Here is an 11,577-nt window from a genome sequence, read left to right as displayed (position 1 = left end):
GGAAATCCTTCCGGGCTGGCGGATCACGGTGCTCAGGTGCGGGGCACGCCGGAACAGGCCGGGCAGCGGCCCCAGTAGACGACCTCGGCCTCGTCGACGGTGAAGCCGTGGCCCGCGGACGCGGTGAGACAGGGCGCGCGTCCCGTCGCGCAGTCCACGTCGGCGACGGCACCGCACGAGCGGCACACGGCGTGGTGGTGGTTGTCCCCGACGCGGCCCTCGTAGCGGGCCGGGCCTCCGGCGGGGGCGATACGGCGTATCAGTCCGGCCGCGGTGAGGGCGTGCAGCGCCTCGTACACGGCCTGGAGGGAGATGTGGCCGACGCGGGCGCGCACCCCGGCGGCGGCGGCCTCCGCCGCGAGGTGGTCACCGGCGCGCACGGTCTCCAGGAGGGCGACGCGGGCGGCCGTCACACGCAGGCCGGCACCGCGCAGCTCCTCGGCGGTGGTCGGAGGCCGGGCTGCCGTCATGGCGCAGAACCTACCGCCGCAAAGACGAACCGTTCAAGAAAACGTACGGTCAAGATCCGGTCGGGCGGCGGGACCGGGCGGGGCCGCGGTGAGTCCGCGCTCCAGGTCGTCCAGGGCGCGCCGGGCCGCGCCGATCCGTTCCAGCAGGTCGCGGTGGTCCTCGGCGGGCGCGGGAACGCGCGGGGGTGTGGGCGGGGGCGCGGGCGGGTCGTCCCGTTCCATCTCCCGGGCCTCGTCCAGGGAGGTCAGGACCACGCCGATGAGGACGTTGACCAGGACGAAGGAGGCCAGCAGCACATAGGAGGCGTAGTAGAGCAGGCTCCAGCGCGACACCTCAAGACCGGCGTGCACCGCGTCGCCGATGCCGTCCAGGGTCATCAGCAGGAAGAGGGTGAGGACGGCGCGGCCGATGGAGCCGTAGTGCTGCGGGTCGGCATGGCCGAAGAAGACCCAGCCGACCATGGCGTAGACGTACAGCAAGAGGGTGCCGACGAGCAGGAAGCTGAGGGTGCCGGGCAGGCTGCGGGCCACCGCGACGAGCACGACGCGCAGTTGGGGCAGGAAGCGGGCGGTGCGCAGCACGCGGGCCAGGCGCAGCAGCCGCAGCACGGTGGCGTTCTCGCGGACCAGGGGCAGGAAGGCACAGAGCACCACGGCGAGGTCGAAGAGGTTCCACGGGTCCTTGAGGAAGTGCCGCGGCCGGTCGGCGTGGGCGGCCAGGCGCAGCAGGATCTCGGCGGTGAACACGGCCAGGCAGGCGTGTTCGGCCAGGCGTAACCCGTGGTGCCGGCGGGCGGCGAGTCCGGGGTAGGTCTCGACGCCCAGCAGGGCGGCGTTGAGGAGGATGACGGCGAAGACCGCGAGGGCGAACCACCGGGCCTCGGTGAGGTCGCGGCAGCGGTGTGCCAGCCGGGTGCGGGCGGTGTCCGGTGCGGTGACGGTCTCCCGGGGGTGCTGCTGCGGCATCTGACGCCGTCGCTCCTTCGCGCAGGGGTCGCCTGCGGGACCCGTGATGATCTTCTACAGCACTGTAGATGATCACGGGCGGGCCGGGTCCGCTCCCGGCCGGCGCCCGCACCCGCGGGGCACCGGCCGGGGACGCGGCGCGGTTCAGCCGCCGAGCGCCGCCAGGACCACCTGCTTGGCCTCGTCCTGGACCCGGCCGAGGTGCTCGGCGCCCCGGAAGGACTCCGCGTAGATCTTGTAGACGTCCTCGGTGCCGGACGGGCGGGCCGCGAACCAGGCGTTCTCGGTGGCCACCTTGATGCCGCCGATGGCGGCGCCGTTGCCGGGCGCCTCGGTGAGCACGGCGGTGACCGGCTCGCCCGCGAGGGTGTCGGCGCTGACCTGGGCCGGGGACAGCTTGGCCAGGCGTGCCTTCTCCTCGCGGCTCGCCGGTGCGTCGATCCGGGCGTAGGCGGGCTCGCCGAAGCGCTCGGTGAGGGCGGTGTAGTGCTGGGAGGGCGTCCTGCCGGTGACGGCGGTGATCTCGGAGGCGAGCAGGGCCAGGATGATGCCGTCCTTGTCGGTGGTCCACACCGAGCCGTCGCGGCGCAGGAAGGACGCCCCGGCCGACTCCTCGCCGCCGAAGCCGAGCGAGCCGTCGGCCAGTCCGTCCACGAACCACTTGAAGCCGACGGGCACCTCCACCAGGGGCCGGCCCAGATCGGCGGCGACCCGGTCGATCATGCCGGAGGAGACCAGCGTCTTGCCCACCCCCGCCGCCGACGGCCACTCGGTGCGGTGGGCGTAGAGGTAGGAGATGGCCGTGGCCAGGTAGTGGTTGGGGTTCATCAGACCGGCGTCCGGGGTGACGATGCCGTGCCGGTCGGCGTCGGCGTCGTTGCCGGTGGCGATCTGGAACCGGTCGCGCTGCCCGATGAGCGAGGCCATGGCGTACGGCGAGGAGCAGTCCATGCGGATCCTGCCGTCCCAGTCCAGCGTCATGAAGCGCCAGGTGGGGTCGGTGAGCGGATTGACCACGGTCAGGTCGAGCCGGTGCTGCTCGGCGATCCGCCCCCAGTACGCCACCGAGGCGCCGCCCAGCGGGTCGGCGCCGATGCGCACCCCCGCGCCGCGGATCGCGTCCAGGTCCAGCACGCTCGGCAGGTCCGAGACATAGGCGCCGAGGAAGTCGTGGCGGCCGGTGGTCTCCGCGGCGAGCGCCCGGGTGTACGGGATGCGCCGTACGTCCTTCAGGCCGCCCGCGATGATCTCGTTGGCGCGGTCCTGGATCCAGGAGGTGGCCTCGGAGCCGGCCGGGCCGCCGCTGGGCGGGTTGTACTTGAAGCCGCCGTCGGCGGGCGGGTTGTGCGAGGGGGTGACGACGACGCCGTCCGCGAGGCCCGAGGAGCGGCCGCGGTTGTGGGTGAGGATGGCGTGCGAGACGGCCGGGGTGGGGGTGTAGCCGTCGGCCGCGTCGATGAGCACGGTGACGCCGCCTGCCGCGAACACCTCCAGGGCGGTGACCCGGGCGGGCTCGGACAGGGCGTGGGTGTCGGCGCCCAGGAAGAGCGGGCCGTCCGTGCCCTGGGCCGCGCGGTACTCGCAGATCGCCTGGCTGGTCGCGGCGATGTGGTCCTCGTTGAAGGCCGCCGCGAGGGAGGAGCCGCGGTGTCCCGAGGTGCCGAACGCCACCCGCTGGCCCGGCTCGGCCGGGTCCGGGTGCAGCGCGTAGTACGCGGTCACCAGGCGGGCCACGTCGATCAGGTCGTCCGGTGAGGCCGGCCCGCCCGGTGCGCCCGCTCGTTCCTGCTGCATGACTGCCACTCCTCGAATTCGGTGTACTCGCTGCACTCGCTGTCCGGTGACCTGGGGTCCAGGCGTTCCGGTGTCCGACGGCCCTGTGTCCACTCGCGATCTCCATCTTCCCCCGCTCGCGACCGGCCGACGCACCCGAGTCCGAGGAGCGGAACCCGGGTGCGGGACGGGCGGGGGCGGCGCACCCGGCCCCCGCCGGTCGTTCAGTGCCGCGCCACCAGCTGGGAGAGGGCGATGTTGAGTTCGAGGACGTTCACCCGGGGTTCGCCCATGAAGCCCAGGGTGCGGCCCTCGGTGTGGTCCGCGACCAGCCGCTGCACCCGGGCGGGCGGCAGTCCGTTGCGCTCGGCGACCCGGTACACCTGGATCCGGGCGTACTGCGGGGAGATGTCGGGGTCGAGACCGGAGCCGGAGGAGGTGACCGCGTCGGCCGGGACCTCGGCGGGCGAGAGGGGGTGGCCGGGCACCGAGTTGTCCTTGACGACGGCCGCCTGGGCCTCCCGTACCTGGTCGACGAGGGTCTTGTTGTCGGCGGCGAGGTTGGTGGCGCCGGACACCAGCAGCTTGTAGCGGGTGTTCAGGGTGTTGGTGGCCAGCCCGTTGGCGGGCCGGCCCTGGAACCACTTCAGGTCGGGGGCCGGTGTCCGCTGCCCCTTCTTGAGCGGGAGGTCGTAGGACTGGCCGATGAGGGCGGAGCCGACGACCCTGCCGTCCGAGCTGACCTCGGAGCCGTTGGCCTTGCCCGGGAACAGGCCCTGGGCGATGCCGGTGACCAGGAGCGGATAGAGGACGCCGGTGACCAGCGTCAGCACGAGCAGCGCGCGCAGGCCCGCGCCCAGCAGCCGGGCGGTGTTCGGGAGGGTGTTGTTCATGGCCGTCAGCCGATTCCGGGAATGAGGGACAGGACCAGGTCGATCAGCTTGATGCCGATGAAGGGGGCGATCAGCCCGCCGATGCCGTAGAGGCCGAGGTTGCGGCGGAGCATCCGGTCGGCGCTCATCGGCCGGTAGCGCACGCCCTTGAGGGCGAGCGGCACCAGCGCGACGATGATCAGCGCGTTGAAGACGACGGCGGACAGGATCGCCGAGCTGGGCGAGGACAGCTGCATGACGTTGAGCTTGTCCAGGCCCGGGTAGACCGCGGCGAACAGCGCCGGGATGATCGCGAAGTACTTCGCCACGTCGTTGGCGATGGAGAAGGTGGTGAGCGCGCCCCGGGTGATCAGGAGCTGCTTGCCGATCTCCACGATCTCGATGAGCTTGGTCGGGTTGGAGTCGAGGTCGACCATGTTGCCGGCCTCCTTGGCGGCCGACGTGCCGGTGTTCATCGCCACACCGACGTCCGCCTGGGCGAGGGCCGGTGCGTCGTTGGTGCCGTCGCCGGTCATCGCGACCAGCTTGCCGCCCGCCTGCTCCCGCTTGATGAGGGCCATCTTGTCCTCGGGGGTGGCCTCGGCGAGGAAGTCGTCGACGCCCGCCTCCTCGGCGATCGCCTTGGCGGTCAGCGGGTTGTCGCCGGTGATCATGACGGTCCTGATGCCCATGCGGCGCAGCTCGGAGAATCGTTCCCGCATGCCGTCCTTGACGACGTCCTTGAGGTGGACGACGCCCAGCACCCGGGCCCCGCGCCCGTCCTCGACGGCGACCAGCAGCGGGGTGCCGCCCGCCTCGGAGATGCCCGCGACGATCGTGTCGGCGTCCTCGGCCACGGTGCCGCCGCGCCCGGTGACCCAGGCGGCGACCGAGCCGGCCGCGCCCTTGCGGACGCTGCGGCCGTCGACGTCCACCCCGGACATCCGGGTCTGCGCGGTGAACGCGACCCACTCGGCGCCGGCCAGTTCGCCCTGGTGGCGCTCCCTGAGCCCGTACCGCTCCTTGGCCAGGACGACGACGGAGCGGCCCTCGGGCGTCTCGTCGGCCAGCGAGGAGAGCTGGGCGGCGTCGGCGAGTTCGGCCTCGGTGGTGCCGCGCACCGGCACGAAGGCGGCCGCCTGCCGGTTGCCCAGGGTGATGGTGCCGGTCTTGTCCAGCAGCAGCGTGGAGACGTCGCCCGCGGCCTCGACCGCCCGGCCGGACATGGCCAGCACATTGCGCTGCACCAGCCGGTCCATGCCCGCGATACCGATGGCCGACAGCAGCGCGCCGATCGTGGTCGGGATCAGGCAGACCAGGAGCGCGACCAGCACCACGAGCGTCAGCTGGGTGCCCGCGTAGTGAGCGAAGGGCGGCAGGGTGGCGCAGGCCAGCAGGAACACGATGGTGAGCGAGGCCAGCAGGATGTTCAGCGCGATCTCGTTGGGCGTCCGCTGCCGTGCGGCGCCCTCGACCAGGCCGATCATCCGGTCGATGAAGGTCTCCCCCGGCCGGGTGGTGATCCGTACGACGATCCGGTCGGAGAGCACCTTGGTCCCGCCGGTCACCGCGGACCGGTCGCCGCCGGACTCCCGGATGACCGGCGCGGACTCGCCGGTGATCGCGGACTCGTCGACGCTCGCCACGCCCTCGACGACGTCGCCGTCCCCGGGGATGATGTCACCGGCCTCGCAGACCACCCGGTCGCCGATGGCGAGGGCGGTCCCGGCGACCTGCTCCTCGGTGCCGTCGGCGGCCAGCCGCCGGGCCACGGTGTCGGACTTGGCCCGGCGCAACGTGTCGGCCTGGGCCTTGCCGCGGCCCTCGGCGACGGCCTCGGCGAGATTGGCGAAGACCACGGTCAGCCACAGCCAGACGCTGATGGTCCAGCCGAACCAGTCGCCCGGGTGGACGCAGGAGAAGGCGGTGGTCAGCACCGAGCCGACCCAGACCACGAACATCACGGGCGACTTGACCTGCACCCGCGGGTCGAGCTTGCGGAAGGCGTCCGGCAGCGACCTGAGCAGCTGCGCCGGGTCGAACAGGCCCGCGCCGACCCGGCCCCGGTCCGGGGAGTGCCCGGTGGGCAGATCGGGGTGCGGCGCACGGGCGGGGGTGACGCTGGACATGGCGTCCTCTTGGCTCTCGGAACGGCTGTCGGTACGGCTGTCCGTACCGGTACGGCTGTCGGTGCGGCTCTCGATACGGGGGGTCATCACGCCAGCCCTTCGGCGAGCGGGCCCAGCGCCAGGGCCGGAAAGTAGGTCAGCCCGGTGATGATGAGGATCGCGCCCACGAGCAGCCCGGCGAACAGCGGCTTCTCGGTGCGCAGGGTGCCCGCGGTGACCGGCACCGGCCGCTGCTCGGCCAGCGACCCGGCCAGCGCCAGGACGAACACCATCGGCAGGAAGCGGCCGAGCAGCATGGCCAGTCCGGTGGTGACGTTGAACCAGTCCGTGTTCGCGTTCAGACCGGCGAAGGCCGAGCCGTTGTTGTTGGCCGCCGAGGTGAAGGCGTACAGGACCTCGGAGAAGCCGTGCGCGCCCGGGTTGAGCATCGAGTGCGGCGGGGTCGGCAGCGCCATGGACAGCGCGGTGAACACCAGGACGAGCGTCGGGGTGACCAGGATGTAGCAGGCGGCGAGCTTGATCTCGCGGGCGCCGATCTTCCGGCCCAGGTACTCGGGGGTGCGGCCGACCATGAGGCCCGCGATGAACACCGCGATCACAGCCATGATCAGCATGCCGTAGAGGCCGGATCCGGTGCCGCCGGGCGCGATCTCGCCGAGCATCATCCCGAGCAGGGTGATGCCGCCGCCCAGTCCGGTGAAGGAGGAGTGGAAGGAGTCCACCGCGCCGGTCGAGGTGAGGGTGGTGGCCACCGCGAAGATCGAGGAGGCGCCCACACCGAAGCGGGTCTCCTTGCCCTCCATGGCGCCGCCCGCGAGTTGCAGGGCGCCCTCGTGGTGGGCGAACTCGGTCCACATCATCAGGGCCGTGAAGCCGATCCAGATGGTGGCCATGGCCGCCAGGATCGCGTAGCCCTGGCGCACCGAGCCGACCATCAGGCCGAAGGTGCGGGTCAGCGAGAACGGGATGACCAGGATCAGGAAGATCTCGAACAGGTTGGTGAACGGCGTGGGGTTCTCGAAGGGGTGGGCGCTGTTGGCGTTGAAGTAGCCGCCGCCGTTGGTGCCCAGCTCCTTGATGGCCTCCTGCGAGGCGACCGCGCCGCCGTTCCACTGCTGCGAGCCGCCCATGCTGTGTCCATTGAAAAACTGACCGACCTCGTGGATCCCGGAGAAGTTCTGGATCGCGCCGCACGCCACCAGCACGACCGCGGCGAGCGCGGCGATCGGCACGAGGATGCGCACGGTGCCGCGCACCAGGTCCACCCAGAAGTTGCCCAGCTCACCGGTGCGGGACCGGGAGAAGCCGCGGACCAGGGCGATGGCCACGGCGATGCCGACCGCGGCCGACACGAAGTTCTGCACGGCCAGGCCCGCGGTCTGCACCACGTGCCCCATCGTCTGCTCACCGGCGTACGACTGCCAGTTGGTGTTGGTGACGAAGGACGCCGCGGTGTCGAACGCCTGCGCGGGCTCGACGGAGCGGAAGCCGAGGGAGAGCGGCAGCACCCCCTGGATCCGCTGGAGCAGGTACAGGAACAGCACACCGGCCGCGGAGAAGGCGAGGACCGCGCGCAGATAGGCGGGCCAGCGCATCCGCGCGCCGGGGTCGGCACCGATGCCCCGGTAGATCCACCGCTCGACACGCCAGTGCCGCTCGGTGGTGTAGACCCGGGCCATGTAGGAGCCGAGGGGTATGTAGGCCAGTGCCAGTGCGCCCATCAGGGCGAGCAGCTGGAGCACACCGGCGAGTACGGGACTCATGGCGGGGCTCAGAACCTCTCCGGGAAGATCAGGGCGAGGACGAGATAGCCCAGCAGGGCGACGGCCACGATCAGGCCGACGACGTTCTCGGCGGTCACAGCTTCGTCACCCCCTTGGCGACGAGGGCCACCAGCGCGAAGACCGCGAGTGTGGTGACGACGAAGGCCAGATCGGCCATCGTGAGCTCCTGGAATGGTTCGGATGGTGCGGATGCTTCGGACCCCTAGAGGAAATCCCCTCTCCGGCCGGATCCGACCGCCCGTTGACGCCTCTCATACGGCGCCCGCCCCGGCCTTGACGCCGCCCTGACGTGGCCCTGACGCACCCCTGACACCGGCCGTCACCTCGGCGTTTCCCCGGACCACCGGCCGGGTCCGCGACGAGGCGGGCGGGGTCACGTCTGGGTGACGGCCGCGGCCAGCAGGACGGCCGCGGCGACCACGGTGAGTCCGGCGATCGAGAAGGCCAGGCAGCGGGCGCGGAGCCGCTGGTAGCGCTCCTCGTACTCGCCGCGCAGGGCCCGGCAGCGGTCGGCGACGCGGTGCAGATCGGCCCGCGCCCGGGTGAGGCTGTCGCGGACGTAGTGCTCCTCGATCTCCTCGCGCTGGGCGGTGGTCAGCCACGGCAGCGGCTCGGTGAAGGCGCGGGCCCGCTCCTCGGCCTCGGCGACCCGGGCCTGCCACAGCAGATAGCCCTCCACCTGGTCGGCCAGGTGGGCGGGGGCGAGCGGCTCCTCGCCCGTGCGTCCCGCCGCGTCGGTCATGCCGGCAGGCCCAGATTCTCCTGCCGGTCCGCCAGCGACACCTCCGGGTGGTTCAGGTCGAACGCCGGGGACTCGCTGCGGATCACGGGCAGGGTGACGAAGTTGTGCCGCGGCGGCGGGCAGGACGTCGCCCACTCCAGCGACCGGCCGTAGCCCCACGGGTCGTCGACCTCGACCTTGCGGCCGTACTTCGCCGTCTTCCAGATGTTGTAGAGGAACGGCAGCATCGACAGGCCCAGCAGGAAGGAGCCGATGGTGGAGACCATGTTCAGGCCGGTGAAGCCGTCGGCCGCCAGATAGTCGGCGTAGCGGCGGGGCATGCCCTCCGCGCCCAGCCAGTGCTGCACCAGGAAGGTGGTGTGGAAGCCGACGAACAGCATCCAGAAGGTCATCTTGCCCAGCCGCTCGTCGAGCATCTTGCCGGTCCACTTCGGCCACCAGAAGTGGAATCCGGCGAACATCGCGAAGACGACCGTGCCGAAGACGACGTAGTGGAAGTGGGCCACCACGAAGTAGCTGTCGGAGACGTGGAAGTCCAGCGGCGGGGAGGCGAGGAGGACACCGGTGAGACCGCCGAAGAGGAAGGTCACCAGGAAGCCGGCCGACCACAGCATGGGGGTCTCGAAGGAGATCGACCCCTTCCACATGGTGCCGATCCAGTTGAAGAACTTCACTCCGGTCGGGACGGCGATGAGGAAGCTCATGAAGGAGAAGAACGGCAGCAGCACCCCGCCGGTGACGAACATATGGTGCGCCCACACCGTCACGGAGAGCCCGGCGATGGAGATGGTGGCGCCGACCAGGCCCATGTATCCGAAGATCGGTTTGCGGGAGAAGACCGGGATGATCTCGGTGACGATGCCGAAGAACGGCAGCGCGATGATGTACACCTCGGGATGCCCGAAGAACCAGAAGAGGTGCTGCCACAGCAGCGCTCCGCCGTTGGCCGCGTCGAAGACATGGGCACCGAACTTGCGGTCCGCCTCCAGGGCGAGCAGCGCGCCCGCGAGGACGGGGAAGGCGAGCAGCACCAGGACACTGGTGAGCAGCACGTTCCATACGAAGATCGGCATGCGGAACATGGTCAGGCCCGGGGCGCGCATGCAGACGATCGTGGTGACGAAGTTGACCGAGCCCATGATGGTGCCGAAGCCGGACAGCGCGAGACCCATGATCCACAGGTCGCCGCCGATGCCCGGTGAGTGCACCGCGTCGGTCAGCGGGGAGTAGGCGAACCAGCCGAAGTCGGCGGCGCCGTTCGGGGTGAGGAAGCTGCTCACCGCGATCAGCGAGCCGAGCAGGTAGAGCCAGTAGGCCAGCATGTTCAGCCGGGGGAAGGCCACGTCCGGCGCGCCGATCTGGAGCGGCATGATCCAGTTCGTGAATCCGGCGAACAGCGGCGTCGCGAACATCAGCAGCATGACCGTGCCATGCATGGTGAACGCCTGGTTGAACTGCTCGGTGGACACGATCTGGAGCCCCGGCCGGGCCAGCTCCGCGCGCATCACCAGCGCCAGGACGCCGCCGAACAGGAAGAACACGAACGAGGTGACCAGGTACAGCGATCCGATCGTCTTGTGATCGGTCGTCGTGACCCACTTGACCACGACGGCTCCGGGTCGCAGGCGACGACGGGGACCGGTGGTTTCCGGTGTGATCTGCTGAACGTCTGTCATGCGGCCCGTGACACGCTTTCTCTCAAGACATGGATGCGTGGGTTCCGCCCCGCAGGGCTCGTCCTCATCCTCGCGTCTTGCCCGCGCGAAGCGCCGTCCGTCGTCGCCGGGATGGCCCAACACCCGGCGGAATGCACCCGGTCGGCCTACTCCCCCGGTTCCCCGGCCGACGGCGCGGGGGGCTGCGACCGGTCGGTGGCCACGGCGTAGGGCGGGAGTTGGGCGGGGCTCACCCGCTCGCCCAGCACCTCGGCCATGAACCGCACCAGCCAGCGCTGCGCGGGGGTGCGCGAGGACTCGTGCCGGGCGTAGAGCGCCACCTCGGTCGGCTCGGTCTCGAACGGCAGGCGGACCAGGCGCACCCGGTGGGAGGCGGTGAAGACCTCGCCGACGTACTCGGGGACGATCGCGATGAGGTCGGTCTGCTCCAGCAGATAGGGCAGCATCGAGAAGCGGGTGGCGTCCACCGCGACCCGGTCCAGGAGGTCGTGCGCGGCGAGCACGGCCCGCGGCACGACGTGTCCGCTGGGGCCGAAGACCGTGGCGTGGTGCTCGGTGGCCAGGTCCGCGAGCGTGACCGCGTCGCCGCGGATGCGCGGGTGGTCGGCGGCGACCATGCCGACGTAGCGCTCGTGGAAGAGCGGGATCCGCACGGTCCGGTGGGAGGTCAGCACCGGGGTGGCCACGAACGCGTCGAGGTCGCCGCGGCGCAGCTGCTGCTCGGCGTCGTCCACGTCCAGCGCCCGTACGGTGAAGGAGACCCCGGGCGCGCGCTCGCGGGCCGCGGCCAGCAGCCGGGGCAGCAGGGTGGCCTCGCCGAGGTCGGACAGGGCCACGGTGAAGCAGCCCGCCATGACCTTCGGCTCGAAGGTGTCGGCCTGGCGGACGGTGCCGTCGATCTCGGCGAGGGCGCGGCGCAGCGGCTCGTACAGCCGCCGGGCGCCCGCGGTGGGGCTCAGCCCGCGTCCGGTGCGCCGGAACAGCTCGTCGTCGAAGTGCCGGCGCAGCTTGCCCAGGCTGTAGCTGACGGTCGGCTGGGTGACGTGGAGGGTCTCGGCGGTGGCCGTGACGCTGCCGGTCTCGTACAGCAGGACGAAGACCCGCGCGAGGTTGAGATCGAAGGTCTTCATATCGACCAACTCTATAACGCGACCCCACAACATCT

10 protein-coding genes are annotated in these 11,577 nt (G+C 71.2%); all 10 read right to left on the bottom strand.

The window, feature by feature from the left end:
• Positions 1-32: 32 nt before the first annotated feature.
• Complete coding sequence (locus tag B086_RS0111340) at positions 33-470, bottom strand: Fur family transcriptional regulator (RefSeq protein ID WP_018566526.1); 438 nt, start codon at positions 468-470, stop codon at positions 33-35.
• A 33-nt stretch (positions 471-503) separates the two neighbouring features.
• Positions 504-1,436, bottom strand: a complete 933-nt coding sequence (locus B086_RS0111335) for an ion transporter (protein WP_018566525.1) — start codon at positions 1,434-1,436, stop codon at positions 504-506.
• Positions 1,437-1,580: 144 nt separating this feature from the next.
• Positions 1,581-3,230 (bottom strand): phosphoglucomutase (alpha-D-glucose-1,6-bisphosphate-dependent), encoded by a 1,650-nt coding sequence (pgm, locus tag B086_RS0111330; RefSeq protein WP_018566524.1) that lies wholly within the window; start codon positions 3,228-3,230, stop codon positions 1,581-1,583.
• Between the two features lie 203 nt (positions 3,231-3,433).
• Positions 3,434-4,102 (bottom strand): potassium-transporting ATPase subunit C, encoded by a 669-nt coding sequence (locus B086_RS0111325; protein WP_018566523.1) that lies wholly within the window; start codon positions 4,100-4,102, stop codon positions 3,434-3,436.
• A gap of 5 nt (positions 4,103-4,107) precedes the next feature.
• Positions 4,108-6,210: a potassium-transporting ATPase subunit KdpB gene (kdpB, locus tag B086_RS0111320; protein ID WP_026252315.1), complete on the bottom strand. Its 2,103-nt coding sequence runs from the start codon at positions 6,208-6,210 to the stop codon at positions 4,108-4,110.
• A gap of 86 nt (positions 6,211-6,296) precedes the next feature.
• The gene (kdpA, locus tag B086_RS0111315) at positions 6,297-7,973 is read right to left on the bottom strand and encodes a potassium-transporting ATPase subunit KdpA (RefSeq protein WP_018566521.1); all 1,677 of its coding nucleotides are present in this window, start codon (positions 7,971-7,973) and stop codon (positions 6,297-6,299) included.
• An 8-nt stretch (positions 7,974-7,981) separates the two neighbouring features.
• Positions 7,982-8,071 (bottom strand): K(+)-transporting ATPase subunit F, encoded by a 90-nt coding sequence (kdpF, locus tag B086_RS42240; protein ID WP_018566520.1) that lies wholly within the window; start codon positions 8,069-8,071, stop codon positions 7,982-7,984.
• A 296-nt stretch (positions 8,072-8,367) separates the two neighbouring features.
• Entirely contained in the window at positions 8,368-8,736 is a 369-nt protein-coding gene (locus B086_RS0111300) for a hypothetical protein (protein ID WP_018566518.1), read from the bottom strand.
• Positions 8,733-10,412, bottom strand: a complete 1,680-nt coding sequence (gene ctaD, locus B086_RS39765; RefSeq protein WP_051115812.1) for a cytochrome c oxidase subunit I — start codon at positions 10,410-10,412, stop codon at positions 8,733-8,735. Before ctaD ends, B086_RS0111300 begins: the two co-directional genes overlap by 4 nt.
• A 146-nt stretch (positions 10,413-10,558) precedes the next feature.
• Positions 10,559-11,542: a LysR family transcriptional regulator gene (locus B086_RS39760; protein ID WP_018566516.1), complete on the bottom strand. Its 984-nt coding sequence runs from the start codon at positions 11,540-11,542 to the stop codon at positions 10,559-10,561.
• Between the last annotated feature and the right edge of the window lie 35 nt (positions 11,543-11,577).

Origin of the sequence: Streptomyces sp. PsTaAH-124, from assembly GCF_000373685.1 — a bacterium.
Taxonomy (GTDB): Bacteria; Actinomycetota; Actinomycetes; order Streptomycetales; family Streptomycetaceae; genus Streptomyces; species Streptomyces andamanensis.
This window is presented reverse-complemented; position numbering and strand designations above follow the sequence as displayed.

Coding starts and splice junctions, on each gene's coding strand:
- B086_RS0111340 (WP_018566526.1), bottom strand. CDS start 470: ATGACGGCAGCCCGGCCTCCGACCACCGCCGAGGAGCTGCGCGGTGCC.
- B086_RS0111335 (WP_018566525.1), bottom strand. CDS start 1,436: ATGCCGCAGCAGCACCCCCGGGAGACCGTCACCGCACCGGACACCGCC.
- pgm (WP_018566524.1), bottom strand. CDS start 3,230: ATGCAGCAGGAACGAGCGGGCGCACCGGGCGGGCCGGCCTCACCGGAC.
- B086_RS0111325 (WP_018566523.1), bottom strand. CDS start 4,102: ATGAACAACACCCTCCCGAACACCGCCCGGCTGCTGGGCGCGGGCCTG.
- kdpB (WP_026252315.1), bottom strand. CDS start 6,210: ATGTCCAGCGTCACCCCCGCCCGTGCGCCGCACCCCGATCTGCCCACC.
- kdpA (WP_018566521.1), bottom strand. CDS start 7,973: ATGAGTCCCGTACTCGCCGGTGTGCTCCAGCTGCTCGCCCTGATGGGC.
- B086_RS0111300 (WP_018566518.1), bottom strand. CDS start 8,736: ATGACCGACGCGGCGGGACGCACGGGCGAGGAGCCGCTCGCCCCCGCC.
- ctaD (WP_051115812.1), bottom strand. CDS start 10,412: ATGACAGACGTTCAGCAGATCACACCGGAAACCACCGGTCCCCGTCGT.
- B086_RS39760 (WP_018566516.1), bottom strand. CDS start 11,542: ATGAAGACCTTCGATCTCAACCTCGCGCGGGTCTTCGTCCTGCTGTAC.